The 19,342-nt window shown below is 70.6% G+C and carries 18 protein-coding genes and 1 tRNA gene; 6 read left to right on the top strand and 13 right to left on the bottom strand.

Annotation, left to right across the window (positions count from 1 at the left end):
* The first annotated feature begins 44 nt into the window (after positions 1–44).
* Positions 45–875 (top strand): SGNH/GDSL hydrolase family protein, encoded by an 831-nt coding sequence (locus tag ACFVTX_RS09170; RefSeq protein ID WP_386899286.1) that lies wholly within the window; start codon positions 45–47, stop codon positions 873–875.
* Positions 872–1,699 carry an SGNH/GDSL hydrolase family protein gene (locus ACFVTX_RS09165; RefSeq protein ID WP_386899285.1) on the top strand — a complete coding sequence of 276 codons (828 nt, stop codon included), beginning with the start codon at positions 872–874 and terminating at the stop codon, positions 1,697–1,699. Before ACFVTX_RS09170 ends, ACFVTX_RS09165 begins: the two co-directional genes overlap by 4 nt.
* An 18-nt stretch (positions 1,700–1,717) precedes the next feature.
* On the opposite strand, the gene ACFVTX_RS09160 is transcribed toward ACFVTX_RS09165, so the two are convergent.
* The 6 genes from ACFVTX_RS09160 to topA all read right to left on the bottom strand — a co-directional run bounded on the left by ACFVTX_RS09160 (position 1,718) and on the right by topA (position 8,632).
* On the bottom strand, positions 1,718–2,104 hold the full coding sequence (locus tag ACFVTX_RS09160; protein ID WP_386899284.1) for a PPOX class F420-dependent oxidoreductase: 387 nt from the start codon (positions 2,102–2,104) through the stop codon (positions 1,718–1,720).
* 66 nt (positions 2,105–2,170) lie between these two features.
* Positions 2,171–2,246: transfer RNA gene (locus ACFVTX_RS09155), tRNA-Thr, on the bottom strand.
* Positions 2,247–2,390: 144 nt separating this feature from the next.
* Complete coding sequence (locus tag ACFVTX_RS09150) at positions 2,391–3,971, bottom strand: alpha/beta hydrolase (protein ID WP_386899283.1); 1,581 nt, start codon at positions 3,969–3,971, stop codon at positions 2,391–2,393.
* The gene (locus tag ACFVTX_RS09145; RefSeq protein WP_386899282.1) at positions 3,968–5,158 is read right to left on the bottom strand and encodes a DNA polymerase III subunit delta'; all 1,191 of its coding nucleotides are present in this window, start codon (positions 5,156–5,158) and stop codon (positions 3,968–3,970) included. Before ACFVTX_RS09145 ends, ACFVTX_RS09150 begins: the two co-directional genes overlap by 4 nt.
* A gap of 34 nt (positions 5,159–5,192) precedes the next feature.
* The gene (gene tmk, locus ACFVTX_RS09140; RefSeq protein ID WP_386899281.1) at positions 5,193–5,825 is read right to left on the bottom strand and encodes a dTMP kinase; all 633 of its coding nucleotides are present in this window, start codon (positions 5,823–5,825) and stop codon (positions 5,193–5,195) included.
* Entirely contained in the window at positions 5,822–8,632 is a 2,811-nt protein-coding gene (gene topA / locus ACFVTX_RS09135; protein ID WP_386899280.1) for a type I DNA topoisomerase, read from the bottom strand. The genes tmk and topA overlap by 4 nt, the downstream gene beginning before the upstream one ends.
* A 210-nt stretch (positions 8,633–8,842) precedes the next feature.
* On the opposite strand from topA, the gene ACFVTX_RS09130 reads away from it, so the two are divergent.
* Positions 8,843–9,079, top strand: coding sequence for a hypothetical protein (locus tag ACFVTX_RS09130; RefSeq protein ID WP_386899279.1), 237 nt, complete (start codon positions 8,843–8,845; stop codon positions 9,077–9,079).
* A gap of 50 nt (positions 9,080–9,129) precedes the next feature.
* On the opposite strand, the gene ACFVTX_RS09125 is transcribed toward ACFVTX_RS09130, so the two are convergent.
* The 5 genes from ACFVTX_RS09125 to ACFVTX_RS09105 are packed head-to-tail and all read right to left on the bottom strand — an operon-like array spanning position 9,130 to position 12,303.
* Complete coding sequence (locus ACFVTX_RS09125) at positions 9,130–9,510, bottom strand: Rv3654c family TadE-like protein (RefSeq protein WP_386899278.1); 381 nt, start codon at positions 9,508–9,510, stop codon at positions 9,130–9,132.
* Between the two features lie 26 nt (positions 9,511–9,536).
* A complete protein-coding gene (locus tag ACFVTX_RS09120; protein WP_386899277.1) occupies positions 9,537–9,845 on the bottom strand; it encodes a TadE family type IV pilus minor pilin in 309 nt (102 codons plus the stop codon).
* Positions 9,846–9,861: 16 nt separating this feature from the next.
* Positions 9,862–10,113: a DUF4244 domain-containing protein gene (locus ACFVTX_RS09115; RefSeq protein WP_386899276.1), complete on the bottom strand. Its 252-nt coding sequence runs from the start codon at positions 10,111–10,113 to the stop codon at positions 9,862–9,864.
* A 58-nt stretch (positions 10,114–10,171) separates the two neighbouring features.
* The gene (locus ACFVTX_RS09110; protein ID WP_386899275.1) at positions 10,172–11,128 is read right to left on the bottom strand and encodes a type II secretion system F family protein; all 957 of its coding nucleotides are present in this window, start codon (positions 11,126–11,128) and stop codon (positions 10,172–10,174) included.
* A gap of 5 nt (positions 11,129–11,133) precedes the next feature.
* Entirely contained in the window at positions 11,134–12,303 is a 1,170-nt protein-coding gene (locus ACFVTX_RS09105) for a TadA family conjugal transfer-associated ATPase (RefSeq protein ID WP_386899274.1), read from the bottom strand.
* Positions 12,304–12,756: 453 nt separating this feature from the next.
* On the opposite strand from ACFVTX_RS09105, the gene acs reads away from it, so the two are divergent.
* Positions 12,757–14,709 carry an acetate--CoA ligase gene (gene acs, locus ACFVTX_RS09100; protein WP_386899273.1) on the top strand — a complete coding sequence of 651 codons (1,953 nt, stop codon included), beginning with the start codon at positions 12,757–12,759 and terminating at the stop codon, positions 14,707–14,709.
* A gap of 83 nt (positions 14,710–14,792) precedes the next feature.
* Here acs and ACFVTX_RS09095 read toward each other — a convergent pair whose 3' ends face one another.
* Both ACFVTX_RS09095 and ACFVTX_RS09090 read right to left on the bottom strand, forming a co-directional pair.
* The gene (locus ACFVTX_RS09095) at positions 14,793–15,263 is read right to left on the bottom strand and encodes a RidA family protein (RefSeq protein WP_386899272.1); all 471 of its coding nucleotides are present in this window, start codon (positions 15,261–15,263) and stop codon (positions 14,793–14,795) included.
* Positions 15,263–15,490 (bottom strand): hypothetical protein, encoded by a 228-nt coding sequence (locus ACFVTX_RS09090; RefSeq protein WP_386899271.1) that lies wholly within the window; start codon positions 15,488–15,490, stop codon positions 15,263–15,265. The genes ACFVTX_RS09095 and ACFVTX_RS09090 overlap by 1 nt, the downstream gene beginning before the upstream one ends.
* Positions 15,491–15,639: 149 nt before the next feature.
* Between ACFVTX_RS09090 and ACFVTX_RS09085 the strand changes: the two genes are divergently transcribed.
* A complete protein-coding gene (locus tag ACFVTX_RS09085; RefSeq protein ID WP_386899270.1) occupies positions 15,640–18,303 on the top strand; it encodes a transglycosylase domain-containing protein in 2,664 nt (887 codons plus the stop codon).
* 10 nt (positions 18,304–18,313) lie between these two features.
* Positions 18,314–19,294, top strand: a complete 981-nt coding sequence (locus ACFVTX_RS09080) for a metallophosphoesterase (RefSeq protein WP_386899269.1) — start codon at positions 18,314–18,316, stop codon at positions 19,292–19,294.
* The last annotated feature ends 48 nt before the right edge of the window (positions 19,295–19,342 follow it).

The following is a 19,342-nucleotide window of genomic DNA, read 5'->3' as shown; positions in this document are numbered from 1 at the left end:
TCTGGGTAGCTGTGCATTCCTCAGTTTCGCTCTAGCGTTGGCGCATGAGCGTGCTTTCAACCCGAAAGGTCCGCCACGGCATCGCCGCCGCCGCGACCGCAGTCGCCCTCCTCGCGATCCCCATCGGTATCGCACTGCCCGCCCAGGCAGCACCCCCCGAGCTCCCCGTCGCGAAGTACGTCGCCCTCGGCGACTCGCTCGCCGCAGGCCAGGGCAACGGCGCCCCGCTCGACGACTGCGGGCGCACCGGCGCCGGCTACGCGAACGGCATCGATGCACTCCCCCGCATGAACCTCCTCCGCAACGCCGGCTGCAGCGGCGCCACGATCGGCGACGTCGCCGCGACGCAGCTCGGCCAGATCAACCGCGGCACGACGCTCGTCACGATCACCGCCGGCGCGGGCGACCTCGGGATCGGCGCGGTCTACGCCGCGTGCATCCCGGATCCGAACACCCCGGCCTGCGCCCAGGCCGTCGGCGCGGCGACCGCGCTGCTCCAATCGGGGCAGATCGGGGTCCGCCTCGCCGGGCTCGTCACCGCCGTGCACGAGCGATCGCCGAGGGCCGACATCCTCGTGACCGGGTACCCGATCCCGTTCGACCCGCAGGTGCCGGGCCTCGCGACGACGGTCAACGCGGCGGTCGCGGCGCTGAACGCGCAACTCGGCGGCGCCGTCGCGCAGCTCGTACCCGTCGCCCCGGTCGGCTACGTCGACGTCACGCTCGCGTTCGCGGGCCACGGCGCCGGCGGCTCGGACCCGTGGCTCGGCCAGAACCCGGGCGACCCGGTGAGCTTCCTGCACCCGAACGCGGCCGGCTACGCCGCGTACACCGACGCCGTCTTCGCGGCCTACCTCGTCGCGGCCGGGTCGTGAACGCGCGGAAGCTGCTCGCGGGTGCTGCGGCAGCGGTCGTCATCACGGCGCTCGCGCTCTCGGGCGCGGCCCCGGCGTTCGCCGCGAAGGGCCCGGGCAAGCCCGGCGGGGGCGGTGGAGGCGGCGGCAAGGAGCTCGCCTACGTCGCGCTCGGCGACTCCTTCGCCGCGGGTCAGGGCGGCGGCAGCTACCTCGACACGAGCTGCTATCGCAGCAACAACGGCTACCCGAAGAAGCTCGACGCCTCGCGCACGCTGAAGCTCACCGCGTTCCCGGCCTGCGCCGGGTCGTCGACGCTCGACGCGCTCGCCTCGCAGGTACCGGCGATTCCCGCGGGCACGCAGCGGGTGACCCTGACGATCGGCGGCAACGACGTCGGCTTCGCCACGGTCATGCAGAACTGCTTCGTGTTCGTGTCGACGTCGAGCTGCGAGGCGAACCTCGCGACGGCCGAGGCCATGGTGAGCGACGGCACCATGTACGCCCGCGTCGCGTCGCTCGTCCAGGCCGTCCGCGCGATGGTCGGCCCGCAGGCGAAGATCGTCGTCGCCGGCTACCCGCAGCTCTTCCACCTGCCGTCGCAGTACGCCTACGCGTCGCGCGTCAACACCGACACGAGTCTGCTGAACGACCAGGTCGAGGCGGCCTCGGTCGCGAACGGCGCGACCTTCGTCGACGTGGAGGCGGCATTCACCGGGCACGGCATCGGCAGTCCTTCGCCGTGGATCAACGGCTTCAGCATCTTCAACACGACCGCCGCGTTCCACCCGAACGCGACGGGCTACGCCAACTACGCGACGCTCATCGCGCCGGCGCTCGGGTGACGCTCGTCGCCCCGGCGCTCACTCGAGCGTGATGCGCAGGAGCACGTCCGCGGCCGCGCCGCCCCGCGGCCGGATCACCGCGCTCGCGAGCGCGTAGACGAGTCCGTAGCGGCGGCGCAGCAGGCCCTGCAGGCGGGTCGACTCGGCCTCGTCGCCGATGATCTCGGCGGTGCCGTGCCCCCGGGGCGCGCCGGCCCGCACCCGCCCACGCAGGTCGCACGGCGCGACGAGCACCCTCGTGTCGCGTCGCAGCCGCTTCAGCTTGCCGGTGCCCGCAGGAGTCTGCACGACGATCCGATCGCCGTCGAGCGCGAACCAGACTGGCGTCGCGACCGGCGTGCCGTCCTTGCGGAAGGTGGTGAGCGACACGTACTTGCCCGCCGTGATCGCCTCGGCTGCCGTCATCGCGCGCTCCGCTTCTTCGAGATCTCCGCAGACGCCGAAGGCCCGGACAGTGTCCGGGCCTTCGAGTGGAGCCGCCTGTGGGAATCGAACCCACGACCTTCTCATTACGAGTGAGACGCTCTGCCGACTGAGCTAAGGCGGCGTGACGATCGATGCGCGATGCGCACCGACTGGCACGAGAATCCATAGTAGCGGATGCCGGAGGCTCTCGATGACCACATCGGGTCGTGAGGGTCGGATGCCACGTGGTGGATGCCGCGCAGCGGGCCCGCCACGCGGCATCCGCTCAGCAGTCGGGATCGCTCGCGGGCACCGTTCCGTCGATGAGGTAGGACTCGACCGCGCCGTTCACGCACGAGTTCGACTTGTTGTAGGCGGTGTGCCCCTCGCCCTCGTAGCTCACGAGCACACCGCTCTCGAGCTGATCGGCGAGCGCGACGGCCCACTCGTACGGCGTCGCCGGGTCGCCGGTCGTGCCGACGACCATGATCGGTGCGGCGCCCTCGGCGTGGATCTCCGCCCGCTCGCGGTCGGACTGGTACGGCCAGTTGACGCAGCTGAGGTCGCCGTAGCCCATGTACTTGCCGATGAGCGGCGCGGCCTCGGCGATCTGTGCCGCCTTGTCGCGCATGACCGCGACATCGGACTGGTACGTGTAGTCGAGGCAGTTGATCGCCCGGAACGCCTCGGTCGAGTTGTCCAGGTACGTGCCGTCGGCGTTGCGGCCGTTGTACCCGTCGGCGAAGGCGAGGGCGGGGTCGGCGTCGCCGAACATGGTCGACTCGAGCATGTCGCTGAGGTACGGCCACGAGTCGGCGCTGTAGAGCGGGTAGATGATCGCCGTGAGCAGCGTGTCGGCCCCGACCATACGGCCGTCGCTGCCGCGGAGCGGGCTCTGGTCGACCGAGTCGAGCAGTCGCCCGATCTCGTCGCGGGCGTCGGCGACGGTGCCCTCGAACGGGCAGTCGGCCGAGCTCAGGCAGTCTTCGAGGTAGGCGTCGATCGCACCCTCGAAGCCCACCGACTGCGCCTTCGAGACCTCGAAGTCGCTCGCCGAGGGATCGATCGCGCCGTCGAGCACGAGCCGGCCGACCTTCTCGGGGTAGAGGTCGGCGTACGTGGCGCCGAGGAAGGTGCCGTACGAGAAACCGAGGTAGTTGAGCTGCTCGTCGCCGAGGACGGCGCGCAGCAGGTCCATGTCTCGCGCGGCGCTCACCGTGTCGACGTTCGCGAGCAGTTCGCCCGTGTTCTCGTCGCAGGCCGCGCCGAAGTCGCCCGCCGAGTCGCCGACCGCCTCGATCCACGCGTCGCTGCCGCGCTCCTCGGGGATGATGCCGTAGAGGTAGTCGTCCATCTCGGCGGGCTCGTAGCACGCCACCGACGACGAGCGCCCCACACCCCGCGGGTCGAAGCCCACGACATCGAACCGCTCCTGCAGCGGCTCGCCGACCGCGTAGTCGAGCGAGTCGAGCACGAAGTCGTAGCCCGAGCCGCCGGGGCCGCCCGGGTTCACGAGCAGCGAACCCAGCTTGTCGCCGCTCGCGACGTGGCGCACGAGCGCCAGCTCGATCTCGCCGGCCGCCGGGTCGTTCCAGTCGAGGGGCGCCGTCGCGGTCGTGCAGCCCATGCCGTCGCCGCAGCGCTCCCACTCGAGCACCTGCGTGTAGAACGGCTCGAGTTCGGCCGAGACCTCTTCGCCCGTGGGCGTCGACACCACCGGCTTCTGCTCGAGGAACGAGGGCACGCATCCGCTCAGCACGAGCACGGCGGCCAGCGCGGCGCCGACGGCCGCAAGACGGCGGCCGCGGGGCCTCCGCCCGTCGGGCTCTCGGCCATTCGCTCGTCGGGCGGTGCTCGGTGCGCTCATGCGGCTCCTCGTTCGTGGTCGGGGCGGCGCACGGCGGAGACCAGCATGGCCTCGAGCGCGAGCGCGGGCTGCACGTTGCCCTCGATGCGGGTGCGTGCGGTCTGGATGGCGTCGAGCGTCGCGAGCGTCCGTGCGGGCGTCGCGGCCGCTGCGGCGGCCTCGATCTGCGCGAGCAGCTCGCGATTGACGAGGGCGACGTCGGCATCGAGCTGCACGAGCAGGACGTCGCGGTACAGCGAGGCGAGGTCGACGAGGATCCGGTCGATGCCGTCGCGCAGGCTTCGCGTCGCCCGCCGCTTCTGGTCGTCTTCGAGGGCCTTGATCTGCGGCCGCAGCGCGGGCGGTACGGCCTGGCCCGGCGCGATGCCGAGCGAGTGCAGCGCGTGCTCGCGCTCCTCCGCGTCGCGCAGTTCGGTGATGGCCTTCGCGTCGTCGCCGGCGATCTCGAGGTACCGCGCGGCCGTCATCACGGCGCTCGCGGTCGAACGCACCCGCAGCGCGAGCTCGAGGGTCTCGGCGCGCCGGGCGCGGGCCTCCTCGTTCGTCGCGAGGCGGTGCGCCATGCCGATGTGGCTCTGCGCCTCGCGAGCGGCCCGCTCGGCGAGCTCGGGGTCGACGCCGTCGCGCCGGACGAGCAGTTCGGCCACGTCGGCGACGCTCGGCACCTGCAGGCGCACCGAGCGCACCCGCGATCGGATCGTCGGGATCAGGTCGGCCTCGCTCGGCGCGCAGAGGATCCACACGGTGCGCTCGGGCGGCTCCTCGAGTTCTTTGAGGAGGAAGTTCGAGGTCTGCTCGGTCATGCGATCGGCGTCTTCGACGATGATGACGCGGTGCCGCCCGATCGACGGCGCGTAGTGCGAGCGCTTGACGATGTCGCGCACGTCGTCGCGCTTGATGATGACGCCCTCGGTCGCGAGCACGTGCAGGTCGGGATGGCTGCGCGCGTCGACCTGGGCTCGGGTCACGTCGTCGCCGTCGGGGTCGCCCGAGATGAGCGCGGTCGCGAAGGCGTACGCGAGGTTCGAGCGCCCCGAGCCGGGCGGGCCGGTCACGAGCCATGAATGGGTCATCTGCTGCGAAGCACCGGCGGATGCCTCGGCGCCGCCGCCGCGCGCGGCCTCGGCCGCCGCACGGAACACGGCGATCGCCGCGTCCTGGCCGGTCAGCTCATTCCACACGCTCACGATTCCACGCTACCCTCCGCCGCCGACGGCGGACTCAGCGGGCGCCCAGCACCGCGGCGACGCGCTCGCGGATCGCCAGCGCGATCACGTCAACCGGTTGCGCCGCATCGACGACGAGGAACCGCCCGGGTTCGGCCGCGGCGAGCTCGAGGTAGGCGGCACGCACGCGGTCGTGGAACTCGGATGCCTCGGCCTCGAGCCGGTCGTATCGCGTGCGCGCCTCGTCGAGCCGGCCGCGCGCCGCGGCGGCATCGAGGTCGAGCAGCACGGTGAGGTCGGGCACGAGTCCCTCCGTCGCCCACTCGGAGAGGCTGCGCACCTCATCGGCGTCGAGCACGCGCCCGGCACCCTGGTACGCCACCGAGGAGTCGATGAAGCGGTCCTGCAGCACCACCTCGCCGCGCGCGAGCGCTGGCCGGACGACCGTCGCGATGTGATGCGCCCGGTCGGCGGCGTAGAGCAGCGCCTCGGCGCGCGGGGCGATGTCGCCGCGGTGGTGCAGCACGATCTCGCGCACCTCCACGCCGACGTCGGTGCCGCCGGGCTCACGGGTGCGCACGACCGTGCGTCCCTCCCCTGCGAGCCATTCGCCGAGCAGTTCGGCCTGCGTGGTCTTGCCCGAACCGTCGCCGCCCTCGAGCGTGATGAAGAGGCCGGTGTCGCTCACTCCTTCGGCGCCGACTTCTTCGCAGCGGGCTTCTTCGCGGCCGGCTTCTTGGCCGCCGGCTTCTTCGCGGGAGCCTTCTTGCGGGGAGCTGCGGGCCCCTTGTCGCGCTTGATCTGCAGCAGCTCGACGGCACGCTCGAAGGTGATGTCCTCGACCGACTCGGCCCGCGGGATCGTCGCGTTCGTCGTGCCGTCGGTGACGTACGGCCCGAAACGGCCGTCCTTCACCTTGATCGGCTTGCCGCTCACCGGGTCGTTGTCGAACTCCTTGAGCGCGCTCGACGCGCGGCGCGCACCGTACTTCGGCTGCGCGAACAGCTCGAGTGCGCCGGCGAGGTCGATGTCGAAGATCGCATCCTCGCTCGGCAGGGTGCGGGTGTCGGCGTCCTTCTTGAGGTACGGGCCGTAGCGGCCGTTCTGCGCGGTGATCTCCACGCCCGACTCGGGGTCGGCGCCGACGACGCGCGGCAGGTCGAGGAGCTTCAGCGCCGTCTCGAGGTCGATCTCCTCGGGGTGCATGCTCTTGAAGAGCGACGCGGTGCGCGGCTTGACCGCGGCGGGTTTCTTCGCGCCGCGCTTGGGCTTCTCAGGTTCGACGACCTCGCCGGTGGCCGGGTCGACCACCGCTGCGGGCGCCTCGGGCTCGGGCTCGAGCTCGGTGACGTACGGGCCGAAGCGGCCGTCCTTCGCGACGACCTGCTTGCCGTTGGCGGGGTTCACGCCGAGCACGCGGTCGCTCTGCACGGGCGCCTCGATGAGCTCACGGGCCTTCGCCTCGGTGAGTTCGTCGGGGGCGAGCCCCTCGGGCAGGTTCACCCGGCGGGGCGTGGGCTCGCCCGTCGCCGACGGTGCGGCGTCGGGGTCGACGGTCTCGAGGTACGGGCCGTACTTGCCGATGCGGAGCGTGATGTCGGGGGCGATCGCCACCGAGTTGATCTCACGGGCGTCGATGTCGCCGAGGTTGTCGACCACCTGGCGGAGGCCGCGGTGCTTGTCGGACCCGAAGTAGAAGCTCGAGAGCCAGTCGACCCGGTCGGCCTCGCCCGCGGCGATGTGGTCGAGGTCGTCCTCCATCTCGGCGGTGAAGTCGTACTGTACGAGGTCGCCGAAGTGCTCCTCCAGGAGGCGCACGACCGAGAACGCGACCCAGCTCGGCACGAGCGCCTGACCCCGCTGCGTGACGTAGCCGCGGTCGATGATCGTCGAGATGATCGAGGCGAACGTCGACGGACGGCCGATGCCGAGCTCCTCCAGGCGCTTCACGAGGCTGGCCTCGGTGTAGCGCGGCGGCGGGCTCGTCTCGTGGCCCTTGGCCTCGAGCTCGTCGAGCGAGAGCTCCTGACCCTCCGAGAGCTGCGGCAGCTTCGCGTCGCCGGAGGCGTCGTCGCGGTTGCGCTCCTCGTCACGGCCCTCTTCATAGGCGGCGAGGAAGCCGCGGAAGGTGATGACCGTGCCGCTCGCGGTGAACTCGGCGATCGTGCCGCCGATCTTCGTCGTCGCTTCGGCCGGCGCCGGCGCCGAGGCATCCGTGGGGCCGACCTCGATCGTGACCGTCGCGGTCTGCCCCTTCGCGTCGGCCATCTGCGATGCGACCGTGCGCTTCCAGATGAGGTCGTAGAGCTCGAACTCGCGACCGCGGAGGGCGCCCTGCAGCGACGACGGCGTGCGGAACACCTCGCCCGACGGGCGGATCGCCTCGTGCGCCTCCTGGGCGTTCTTCGACTTGCCCGCGTAGACGCGCGGCTTGTCGGGAATCGAGTCGGCGCCGTACAGCGAGGTCGCCTGCGCCCGTGCCGCCGAGATCGCCTGCTGCGAGAGCGAGTTCGAGTCGGTACGCATATAGGTGATGTAGCCGTTCTCGTAGAGCGACTGCGCCACCCGCATCGTGTCCTTCGCGGAGAGGCGGAGCTTGCGCGCGGCCTCCTGCTGGAGGGTCGAGGTCGTGAACGGCGCCGCCGGACGGCGCGAGTAGGGCTTCTGCTCGAGCTTCGAGACCCGGCGGGCGACGGTGTCGTCGCGGAGCGCCGCGGCGAGCGCCTGCGCGGTCGCCTCGTCGATGACGACGGCCTTCGAGGTCAGCTTTCCGGAGTCGTCGAAGTCGCGACCGGTCGCGACGCGCTGACCCCCGACGCGCACGAGCTTCGCGTCGAACGCGCTCCCGGCGGCATCCGTGGCGAAGGTGCCGATCAGGTCCCAGTACCCGGCGGCGACGAAGGCGAGACGCTCGCGCTCGCGGTCGACGACGAGGCGGGTCGCGGCCGACTGCACGCGCCCGGCCGAGAGGCCGGGGCCGACCTTGCGCCAGAGCACCGGCGAGACCTCGTAGCCGTAGAGACGGTCGAGGATCCGGCGGGTCTCCTGCGCGTCGACGAGTGCGGTGTCGAGCTCGCGGGTGTTGTCCTTCGCCTTCTGGATCGCGTCCTTCGTGATCTCGTGGAAGACCATGCGGCGAACGGGGACCTTGGGCTTCAGCTCCTGGAGGAGGTGCCACGCGATGGCCTCGCCCTCGCGGTCCTCATCGGTGGCGAGCAGGAGTTCGTCGGCGTTCTTCAGCGCGCGCTTGAGCTCGGCGACCGTCTTCTTCTTCGCATCGGAGACGACGTAGTACGGCTCGAAGCCGTTGTCGACATCGACCGAGAACTTGCCGAGCGGGCCCTTCTTGAGCTCGGCCGGGAGATTCTTCGGCTCGATCAGATCGCGGATGTGGCCGACCGAGGACAGCACCTCGTACCCGTCACCCAGATACTGGGCGATCGACTTCATCTTGGTCGGCGACTCAACGATGACCAATTTCTTCGCGCCTGACACCAGACTCCTCTTGTTCCACTTAATGAGACGAGAACGCACATTCGCTTGCCGCGCCCCCGAGCGGTGTGCCATGGCCGGCGGAACGCTCCGCCGACAGCCACACGATACACACCCCCACCGGGAGTACGCCCACTCCACCGCGTCGAGTCGGTGCGCGGCGACTCGCCGCGCACCCCTTGCGCTTCTTTGGGCCGGGAGGAGAATGGCGGCATGGACACGTCATCTCACGGCTCGTACACGGCCAAACTGATCGACGGGCCGCTCGAGGGCAAGACCGTCGCGACGGCCTTCCTCGATTCCGGCGACCCCAGGCCGCGCCTCGAACTCAACACCGACGCGGGCAAGCACTACGTCTACTCCCGCGCGGCCGGCCTCGAATTCGAGACGCCGGGTGACTCCCGCCCATCGGCGGTCGACTACCGCTTCATCGAGACCGTCTTCGACTGAGCCGCGGCCGCGCCCCACCGCGGCGGCACTGCTCTGCGAGCTCATGCCCTTCACCCGGTCCATCCGGGCGGTCCGGCGCGGGCCCGGGCGTCGACCGTGAAGCCGAGCACCCCGACGCGCACCAGCACCTCGGCCACCGGTCCGTCGAGTTCGCACGACGCGAGTTCGGCGCCGTTGCGCGCGGTGATCGCGGCGGCCAGCGCGCACGGCACCCCCGGCACCGCGCCGCTCGAGACGTCGGCGGCGGCGAGCGCGGCGGCGTCGGCGGCGTTCGCCGCCCGCTGCGAACCCACGAACGCGCCGAGCGCGGGCACCATGAGTGCGGTGAGCCCGACGACCGCGCCGACGAGGCCCAGTGCGACGACCGAGGCGGCGCCCCGGTCGTCGCGGTCGTCACGGCCGTCGCGGCCGTCGCGGCCCGACGGCTCCATGCGTCGGATGCCTCGACCGCGGCCGCTCATCGGCCGCCCCCGACCGCGCACGACTCGGCGCTCAACCGGACGGCCGCGAGCAACCCGTCGCCCGAGGCGCTGAGCCGGGCGCAGACGAACTCGCCGTCGGCCGCGGTCTCGAGCGACACCGCACCCGCCACCCGCACGGCGATGGCCTGCGCCGCCGCACTGGACTCGCCGCGCCCGAGCGCGCGTGCGGCGTCGGCCGCGGCATCCGTGAGCCGGACCTGCTGCGCCGAGAGCAGCACGGCGGCGAGGCAACCGGCGAGCACGAGTGCGATCGCAGGCAGCGCGACGGCGAACTCCGCCGTCACGCTGCCCCGCTCGCGGTCAGCCCACCGTGAGCGCATTCCGCACGAGATCGGTGAGGATGCCGCGCACCTCGTCGCCTCGGAGGATGACGACGAGGAGGCCGGCGAAGCCGACCGCGGCCATCGTCGCGACGGCGTACTCGGCGGTGGCGGCGCCGCGTTCTCCGGCGAGCCTGCGGAGGAGAAGACGGGCTGCACGACGGGCGGGCGAGCGGTGCGGTGCGTGCTGCGCGGGTCGCTCCGCGTCGGGGCGGGGTTCAGTGCTCTGCATGGGGTTCCTTTCGGTGGTGCCGGGTGGCCGGCGGATCGGCGGCACGAGGTCTGGGGCGTCACGAGGCACCGCCGAGGGTGCCGGTGACGACGGAGATCATGAGCGGTGCGACGCCGAGCAGCACGAAGGCCGGGAGCACGCACAGACCGAGGGGCAGCATGAGCCGCACGCCGAGCGCGGCCGCACGCGCGGCCCCGGCCGAGCGGGCCGCCCTGCGCACCCTGAACGACTCCGCTCGCAGGAGTTCGGCGACGGGCGCCCCGGCGCGCGCGGCGAGCCCGACGACCTCGTCGACGGCCCGGCCGTCGCCCGAGTGCGGCACGTGCGCGCGGACGGTCTCGCGGACGAGCGCCCTGGCCCGCTCGATCGACGCACCGCTCGACATGGCGATCGCGAGCAGTTCGAGTTCGAGCCCGGCGTCGGCCTGCGACACCGAGGCCGCGCGGGCGAGACGGCGGTTCCACCGGGCTCCGGCCCAGAGCAGGAGCGCCCCGCCGACGAGGCACCCGACACCGATCGGATTGCCGAGCAGCACGCCGACGGTGTCGAACCCGAGGGTGGCGCCGAACACCAGCGCGATGACGGGCAGGGCCGTCACGAGCCGGGCGCTCGCGGCGGGGCCCGCGAGCGCGGTGCCGACGTCTCGACGCAGCTGGGCCTCGTCGCGCAGCACCACCGCGAGGTTGCGCAGGCTCGCGGCGAGCGGCGCACCCGACTCGGCTGCCACCGACCATGCGGCGGCGAGCACCGGCCAGGCGACGGATGCCCCGGGGTGGGCGCCTCGCGCCGCGGCGATGGCATCGGCGACCGACTCCCCCTGCGCCGCGGCGCCCGCCGCCGCGGTGAGCACCAGTGCATCGGCCGGAGCGGCCTCCCGACCCGCCGACACGTGCTGCCACGCGCTCGAGGCCGGAACCCCCGCGGCGAGCAGCACCGCGAGGCGTTCGCTGATCGCCGCGATCGCGTCGACGGCAGCGCCCGGGTCGGTCGGGCGTCGACGTCTCAGCTTCGACACGAGGTTCACAGCGGTTCGACCCCGAGGCGGTCGTCGCCGAGTACGAAACGGCCGATGCTCGCGAGCCGTCGGCGGCCGCCGACGCGTTCGAGGTGCAGCACGAGGTCGAAGGCGCTCGCGGTCTGCCTCGCCACCGCGTCGGGCGTGAGGCCGGCGGTCGCACCGAGTGCCTCGAGCCGCGCGGGGACGTCGGCGAGCGAGTTCGCGTGCAGGGTGCCCGCACCCCCGTCGTGGCCGGTGTTGAGCGCGGCGAGGAGCTCGCGGAGCTCGGCGCCGCGGCACTCGCCGACCACGAGCCGGTCGGGACGCATGCGCAGCGCCTCGCGCAGCAGGGCGTCGAGCCCGATGCGCCCGCTGCCCTCGAGGTTCGCCTGCCGCGCCTCGAGCGACACGACGTGCGGGTGCGAGAGACGAAGCTCGGCGACGTCCTCGATCACGACGATCCGTTCGTGCGCGGGCGCGCCGCTCAGCATCGCGGCGAGCATCGTCGTCTTGCCGGTGCCGCCGGCCCCCGTCACGAGGAGGTTGCGGCGCTCGGCGACCGCCTGCTCGAGCGTCGCCCGCTGGGCGTCGTCGAGCATGCCGGTGCCGGCCAGTTCGGCGAGCGAGCGGCCGGCGGCCCTCGGGATGCGCACCGAGATGAGCGTTCCCGCGGTCGAGACCGGCGGCAGCACGACGTGCACCCGGATTCCGAGCCCCAGCCGGACGTCGACCGTCGGGGTCGCCTCGTCGACGTGTCGACCGCCGCGGGCGATGAGCTTCACCGCGAGCGCGCGCACCACGGCCTCATCGCACTCCCAGCCCGGCTCACGGCGGGCTCCCTCGCCCCGATCCACCCAGAGGCCGGCTGCGCCGTTGACGAAGAGATCGGTGACGGGCCCGTCGGCGGCGAAGGGCGCGAGCAGGTCGAGCACGGCGAGGTCGGGCATTGCGAGGTCGGGCCGGGCCTGGGCCGCCGGGTGCGATGTGGACGGCCCCGGCTCGGCCGCGGAGTCGAAGCCCGAGAGGACTTCCGCGAATCGCTGCTCGGTCTCGGCCGCCGACGGCCGAGGCGACCGCGACGACGCACCGGCGGGCACTGCCGGCGCTGCCGCCGACCAGGAGGGCGACGCCACGAAGGGCGTCGGCGGGGCGGCGGTCGACCCGAAGGAGGTCGCCGCGGTGGGGATGGACATGCGGCGAGCGTAGGGAGCGGCGCCCGCCCCGTGGCATCCGGTTGGAGGAGAGAACGAAGAAGTCCTCCTCCACGCCGTTGTGGAGGAGGACTCATGGCACCCGCGGATGCTGTTAACGAAAGGGGGCGGCACCCATTGGGGGGAACAGGTGCCGCCTCGGCAGCGCAAGGATTGGGGGGAATCGCGAGCGCTGCAGGCCTCGAAACGCAGTGTTCGGGCGGTATTCAGTGTAGGGCCTCAGAAAGGATGCGCAAGCATTTTTGTCCTCATTTGTGCGGACATACAGATTTCTCTGCGCAAAGGCACAGTAATCCCTACATTGCGTGCACGGAAGAGCAAACGGACGATGTGTTTCGAAGCGCGTCGGAACGAGCGGCGAGCCCGGGGTAGTGTGCTGCTTGGGGCAGGCGACCCAACCGATGAAACAGATCGCGAAGGAGCGACCGGAGAACCATGACCGTTCAGATCGATCACGCACTCGAGGAGATCAGGCGCTTCCGTCCGAGCCCCGAGTTCGCCGCCCAAGCCGTCGCCGGTGAAGAGCTCTACGAACAGGCCCGCGCCGACCGTCTCGGCTTCTGGGCCGAGCAGGCCCGCGAGCTCCTCACCTGGCAGAAACCGTTCACCCGCACACTCGACTGGTCGAACCCGCCCTTCGCGAAGTGGTTCGACGACGGCGAGCTCAACGTCGCCGTCAACTGCCTCGACCGCCACGTGGAGGCCGGCCTCGGCGACCGCGTCGCCATCCACTTCGAGGGCGAACCCGGCGACAGCCGCGACATCACCTACGCCGAACTCACCGACGAGGTGAAGCGCGCCGCGAACGTGCTCGAAGGCCTCGGCGTCGGCGAGGGCGACCGCGTCGCGATCTACCTGCCGATGATCCCCGAGGCGATCGTCTCGATGCTCGCCGTCGCGCGCATCGGCGCGATCCACTCGGTGGTGTTCGGCGGCTTCTCCTCCGACAGCCTCGCCTCGCGCATCGACGATGCCGAGGCGAAGCTCGTCATCACCGCCGACGGCGGTTACCGCAAGGGCCGCGTCTTCCCGCTGAAGCCGACGGTCGACGAGGCCATCGCGAAGACCGCCGGTTCGGTCGAGAAGGTCCTCGTCGTCAAGCGCACCGGCAACGAGGTCGAGGTCGAGGCCGGCCGCGACGTCTGGTGGCACGAGAGCGTCGCCGAGGCGTCCGCCGAGCACGAGGCCGCGGCGTTCAACGCCGAGCACCCGCTGTTCATCCTCTACACGAGCGGCACGACCGGCAAGCCGAAGGGCGTCGTGCACTCGAGCGGCGGCTACCTCACGCAGGCGGCGTTCACGCACAAGAACGTGTTCGACCTGCACCCCGAGACCGACGTCTACTGGTGCACGGCCGACATCGGCTGGATCACCGGCCACTCGTACGTCGTCTACGGCCCGCTCGCGAACGGTGCGACGCAGGTCGTCTACGAGGGCACCCCCGACACCCCGCACCCGGGTCGCTGGTGGGAGATCGTCGAGAAGTACAAGGTCTCGATCCTCTACACCGCGCCCACTGCGATCCGCTCCTTCATGAAGCTCGGCCGGCAGATCCCGCAGCAGTTCAACCTGCGTTCGCTGCGCCTGCTCGGCTCGGTCGGCGAACCGATCAACCCCGAGGCCTGGATCTGGTACCGCCACGTCATCGGCGGCGGCTCGATCCCCGTGGTCGACACGTGGTGGCAGACGGAGACCGGGGCGATCATGATCTCGGCGCTGCCGGGCGTCACCGACCTCAAGCCGGGGTCGGCGCAGGTCGCCGTGCCCGGCGTCTCGATCGACATCCTCACCGACGACGGCGAGCCCGTGCAGGGCGAGGAGGGCGGCCTCCTCGTCGTCTCCGAGCCGTGGCCGTCGATGCTCCGCGGCATCTGGGGCGATCCCGAGCGCTTCAAGGAGACCTACTGGGAGAAGTTCGGCGACAAGTACTTCGCCGGCGACGGCGCCCGTCACGACGAGGACGGCGACATCTGGCTGCTCGGCCGGGTCGACGACGTCATGAACGTCTCGGGTCACCGCCTCTCGACGGCCGAGATCGAGTCGTCGCTCGTCGCCCACCCCTGGACGGCCGAGGCCGCCGTGGTCGGCGCCTCCGACGAGACGACGGGTCAGGCGGTCGTCGCGTTCGTCATCCTCAAGGCGAGCCAGGCCGCGCACGGCGACGACGTCGCCGCCGCGTCGGAGGAACTGCGCAAGCACGTCGCGACCCAGATCGGCGCGATCGCCCGCCCGCGTCAGGTGTTCATCGTCAACGAGCTGCCGAAGACCCGTTCGGGCAAGATCATGCGGCGACTGCTGCGCGACCTCGCGGAGGGCCGCCAGATCGGCGACACCACGACGCTGGCCGACACCTCGATCATGCAGATCATCAGCGAGCAGGTGAAGTAGCCGCCGCAGTCAGGGCGCAGAACGACGGATGCCTCGGCGGGAATGATTCCCGCCGAGGCATCCTGTTTCGTTGTGCGGTGAGACTACGCGAACTCGACGACGAGCTCGAGCTCGACGGGCGAGTCGAGCGGCAGCACGGCGACGCCGACCGCCGAACGCGCGTGGCGACCCGCGTCGCCGAAGACCTCGCCGAGCACCTCGGACGCGCCGTTGATGACGCCGGGCTGACCCGTGAACGCCGGGTCGCTCGCGACGAAGCCGACCAGCTTCACGATGCGGGTGACGCGGTCGAGCGAACCGATCTCGGCGCGCACCGCGGCGAGTGCGTTGAGCACGCAGGTGCGCGCGTACGCCTTCGCGTCGTCGGCGGGAACGAGACCGTGGCCGTCGCCGACCTTGCCCGTCGCGGGCAGTGCGCCGGCGACGAAGGGCAGCTGGCCCGAGGTGTACACGTACGAGCCCGTGGCGACGGCGGGCACGTAGGCCGCGACCGGTGCGGCGACGCCCGGCAGCTCGATGCCGAGCTCGGCGAGGCGCGCTTCGAAGCCGGCCATCAGGCGTCGCCCTCGAACTGCTTCGCCGCCTGCGCGGCGGCTGCGGCACCTGCCGACGCCGCCGCCGAGCTCTCGCCGCCCTTCGGGCGCTTCAGGTACGCGACGAGACCGCCCTCGGGGCCCTGCACGATCTGCACGAGCTCCCAGCCCTCCGAACCCCAGTTGTTGAGGATCGCGGCGGTGTTGTGGATGAGCAGCGGAGTGGTGATGTACTCCCAGGCCGGCATGTGGGCTCCCTCGATGGATGTCTCGTGCACGATGCGTGCAGGATCACGGTTCTCGGCGTGTCGTACCCGGATGCGACGCCCAGCGCACGTATCGGGATTTGCCAGCCTTCTCCGCTAATCTCCACTATATGTCTGCCCAAAAACGTACGATGAGCGACGTCGGCTCCGGGATCCTCGGTTTCGTCGGCATGAGCGCTCTCGCCGGCGTGCTCGTCACTGCCGCGGTGACCCCTGCACTCGCCGTCACCGGTATGGCTGCGAACAACAGCATCGCGATGTTCGAGAACATCCCCGACTACCTCGAGATCACGCAGCTCTCGGCGAAGACCGACATCTACGCCACGCAGCCCGACGGCTCGCACGTGCCCCTCGCCTCGTTCTTCAGCGAGAACCGCGAGGTCGTGTCGTTCGAGGCGATCAGCCAGTACGTGAAGGACGCCGCGGTCTCAGGTGAGGACCCGCGGTTCTACGACCACGCGGGCATCGACATCCAAGGCACGACGCGTGCCGTGATGAACGAGCTCATCATCGGTGGCGACACGCAGGGCGGCTCCTCGATCACGCAGCAGTACGTGAAGAACGTGCTCATCAACAACGGTGTACAGGCTGCGAAGACCGAGGAGGAGAAGCAGGCCGCGTACGAGGCGGCGACCGAGTCCTCGGGCAACGCGGGCATCTCGCGCAAGCTCAAGGAGATGAAGTACGCGATCGCGCTCGAGAAGAAGTACGAGAAGAACGACATCCTCAGCGGCTACCTCAACATCGCCGCGTTCGGCGGGCGCGTCTACGGTATCGAGTCGGCCGCGCAGTTCTACTTCGGCAAGACCGCGGCGACGGTCTCCCTCCCTGAGGCGGCGAGCCTCATCGCGATCGTGAACCACCCCGAGAAGTTCCGCCTCGATCAGCCCGACGACCCCGAGAACGGCGTCGCCTCGGTGAACGAGGCCGGCGAACCGACGCCCTACGCGGCGAACAAGGACCGCCGCGACTACATCCTCGGCGAGATGCTGAAGCTCGGCAAGATCACCCAGGAGGAGCACGATGCTGCGGTGGCGACCCCGGTCGCCCCGATCATCACGGAGCCGAGCACCGGCTGCCAGACCGCGCAAGGCAGCGCGTACTTCTGCGACTACGTCAAGAACGTCATTCTGCGCCACTACGACGACCCGACCACCGGCGACGTCAACGAAGGACGCAAGATGCTCGAAGAGGGCGGTCTGCAGGTCTACACGACGATCGATCTCGAACTGCAGAACCGTGCCGAAACCGCTGTGGCCGAGAACGTGCCCTACACCGACGATCGCTTCGATGTCGGCACGTCGGCGGTCACCGTCCAGCCGGGCACCGGTCGGATCCTCGCCATGGCGCAGAACAAGAACTACTCGCAGGCCGACGAGGTGCTCGCCGCGGATCGCTCATACAGCGCGATCAATCTGAGTACTGATTTCGCCTACGGCGGGTCGAGCGGGTTCCAGCCGGGTTCGACATTCAAGGTGTTCACCCTCGGCGAATGGCTGAACGAGGGGCATTCGCTGCTCGAGTCGTTCAACGGCTCACGACGTGCCTTCACCACCTTCCCCGGGCTCTGCGACGGCAGCACCTGGTCGGGCAACTTCAACCCGAAGAACGACGACGCACGCACGGCGAACAACGCGGTCGACGCGACGAAGTACTCGGTGAACTCCTCGTTCATGGCGATGGCGCAGCAGCTCCGGCTGTGCGGCGTGAAGGAGACCGCGCAGGCCTTCGGCATCAAGCGCGCCGACGGTCTCGAGCTCGGCACCCGCTACGCCTGGAACGACGACGGCACCCCGGTGCTCAACCCCGACGGCACTCAGGCGCTCGACCCCGATGAGACGTTCCAGCCGTCCGCGGTGCTCGGTACCGAAGAGGTGTCGCCGCTGAGCATGGCGGTGTCGTTCGCGGGCATCGCGAACGACGGCGTCGCGTGCTCGCCGATCGCGATCGATTCGATCACGCTCGCCGACGGAACCCCGGTGGAGGCGCCGAAGTCGACGTGCACGGCAGCGGTCACCCCGCAGGTCGCCTACGCGATGCAGTATGCGATGCAGCAGACCTTCAAGGGCGATGGAACCGCATATGCGTCGAACACCGGTACCGGGGTCGAGCACATCGGCAAGACCGGCACGACCGACAACGCCTTCGACACCTGGATGGTCGGTGCAAGCAAGACCACGTCGACCGCCGTCTGGGTGGGCAACATCACTGGCGGCAACAACCGGCAGAACCTCCGTGATGTGCGCTTCGACAGTGGCGCCGCCGCGACCGCCCGACACCGCATCTGGCCTGCGATCATGGAGCTCGCCGATAACAAGTACGGCGGCGACGACTTCACGGAGCCCGACCAGTCGGCCTTCAAGAACGTCCTCGTCGACATCCCACAGGTCGCCGGACTCACGTTCGACGCCGCGAAGAAGGCGCTCGAGGCCGCCGGCTTCGTCGTCGAGGACGGCGGCCAGCAGGACTCGAACCTGCCCGCCGGCCAGGTCTCCGGAACCGACCCCACCGGCCAGGCCGGACGCGGTTCGACCATCCGGGTCTTCACGAGCAACGGAACGATGACCGGTGTCCCGAACGTCGTCGGCATGACCGAGCGCCAAGCCGAGGACGCACTGAAGCAAGCCGGCTTCAAGGTGCAACGCCAGAACCAGGACACGAGCGATCCGAGCAAGGTCGGGGTGGTGCTCTCGCAGACCCCCGCCGGCGGCGGGGCCGCGAAGCCCGGCGACCAGGTCACGATCACCGTGGGCAAGCTCGGGCTCGGCGGCAACAGCCAACCCGACAACGACTAGCGGCTGATTCGTGTCGAAGACCCGTCTCTCGCCCGCCGCGTCGATCGCCCTGGCGATCGGCGCGGCGGGCGCCGCCGCATTCGCATGGGGATCGCTCGTCGAGCGGACCCGCTGGACCCTCCGCCGGGTCGAGGTGCCGGTGCTCCCAACCGGGGCGACGCCGATCCGCGTCCTGCACCTCTCCGACCTGCACATGGCTCCCTGGCAGCACGACAAACAGGAGTGGGTGCGAGAACTCGCCCGGCTCGAGCCAGACCTCATCGTCGACACGGGCGACAATCTCGGGCATGAGCGCGGTCTCGAGGGGATCAAGCGCGCCTTCGAGCCGTTCGCCGGCACGCCCGGCGTCTTCGTCAACGGCTCGAACGACTACTTCGGGCCGGTGGTGAAGAACCCCTTGCGCTACTTCGCCGGGCCGTCGCGCCACCGCCCCGATGCGATATCGCTCGACATCGCGGCCCTGCACGCCTACTTCGCAGAACTCGGCTGGCAGGACCTCGACAACACCGCCGCCGTCCTCGACCTCAAGGGGACGCACTTCGAGCTCTTCGGCGTCGACGACCCGCACAAGGGGTACGATCGGCTCGACCTCATCACCGCGGCGATCGACGAACTCCGCGCCGACGACCCGCTGGGCGACGAGAGCTGGCTCGATGAGACCCCTGAGGTCGTCACACGCCCGACGGTGACGATCGGCGTCGCGCACGCACCGTACCAGCGGGTGCTCAACTCCTTCGTGAACCACGGAGCGCAGCTCATCTTCGCCGGGCACACGCACGGCGGCCAGGTCTGCGTGCCGGGGTTCGGGGCACTCGTCACGAACTGCGACATCCCCCGCCGGCAGGTGAAGGGGCTGAGCGTCTGGCGGCACGGGCTCCGCTCGGCATTCCTCAACGTCTCCGCCGGGCTCGGCACCTCGATCTTCGCTCCGGTGCGATTCGCGTGCCCGCCCGAGGCGACGCTCGTCACCCTCGTTCCATCTGCGTACTAAGCGACTACACGGGCCTTCTGTCGGGGCACCACGTGCATCCCTACGTCG

The sequence above is a fragment of the Agromyces sp. NPDC058136 genome, from assembly GCF_042884375.1.
GTDB lineage: Bacteria > Actinomycetota > Actinomycetes > Actinomycetales > Microbacteriaceae > Agromyces.
Note: the sequence above shows the minus strand (reverse complement) of the source record. Positions and strands in the feature narration are given on the sequence as shown.

What these genes read in the sequence shown, in the direction of transcription:
- ACFVTX_RS09170 (WP_386899286.1), top strand. Translation starts at nt 45, where the DNA reads ATGAGCGTGCTTTCAACCCGAAAGGTCCGCCACGGCATCGCCGCCGCC.
- ACFVTX_RS09160 (WP_386899284.1), bottom strand. Translation starts at nt 2,104, where the DNA reads ATGACGGCAGCCGAGGCGATCACGGCGGGCAAGTACGTGTCGCTCACC.
- ACFVTX_RS09150 (WP_386899283.1), bottom strand. Translation starts at nt 3,971, where the DNA reads ATGAGCGCACCGAGCACCGCCCGACGAGCGAATGGCCGAGAGCCCGAC.
- ACFVTX_RS09130 (WP_386899279.1), top strand. Translation starts at nt 8,843, where the DNA reads ATGGACACGTCATCTCACGGCTCGTACACGGCCAAACTGATCGACGGG.
- ACFVTX_RS09125 (WP_386899278.1), bottom strand. Translation starts at nt 9,510, where the DNA reads ATGGAGCCGTCGGGCCGCGACGGCCGCGACGGCCGTGACGACCGCGAC.
- ACFVTX_RS09115 (WP_386899276.1), bottom strand. Translation starts at nt 10,113, where the DNA reads ATGCAGAGCACTGAACCCCGCCCCGACGCGGAGCGACCCGCGCAGCAC.
- ACFVTX_RS09105 (WP_386899274.1), bottom strand. Translation starts at nt 12,303, where the DNA reads ATGTCCATCCCCACCGCGGCGACCTCCTTCGGGTCGACCGCCGCCCCG.
- acs (WP_386899273.1), top strand. Translation starts at nt 12,757, where the DNA reads ATGACCGTTCAGATCGATCACGCACTCGAGGAGATCAGGCGCTTCCGT.
- ACFVTX_RS09095 (WP_386899272.1), bottom strand. Translation starts at nt 15,263, where the DNA reads ATGGCCGGCTTCGAAGCGCGCCTCGCCGAGCTCGGCATCGAGCTGCCG.
- ACFVTX_RS09090 (WP_386899271.1), bottom strand. Translation starts at nt 15,490, where the DNA reads ATGCCGGCCTGGGAGTACATCACCACTCCGCTGCTCATCCACAACACC.
- ACFVTX_RS09085 (WP_386899270.1), top strand. Translation starts at nt 15,640, where the DNA reads ATGAGCGACGTCGGCTCCGGGATCCTCGGTTTCGTCGGCATGAGCGCT.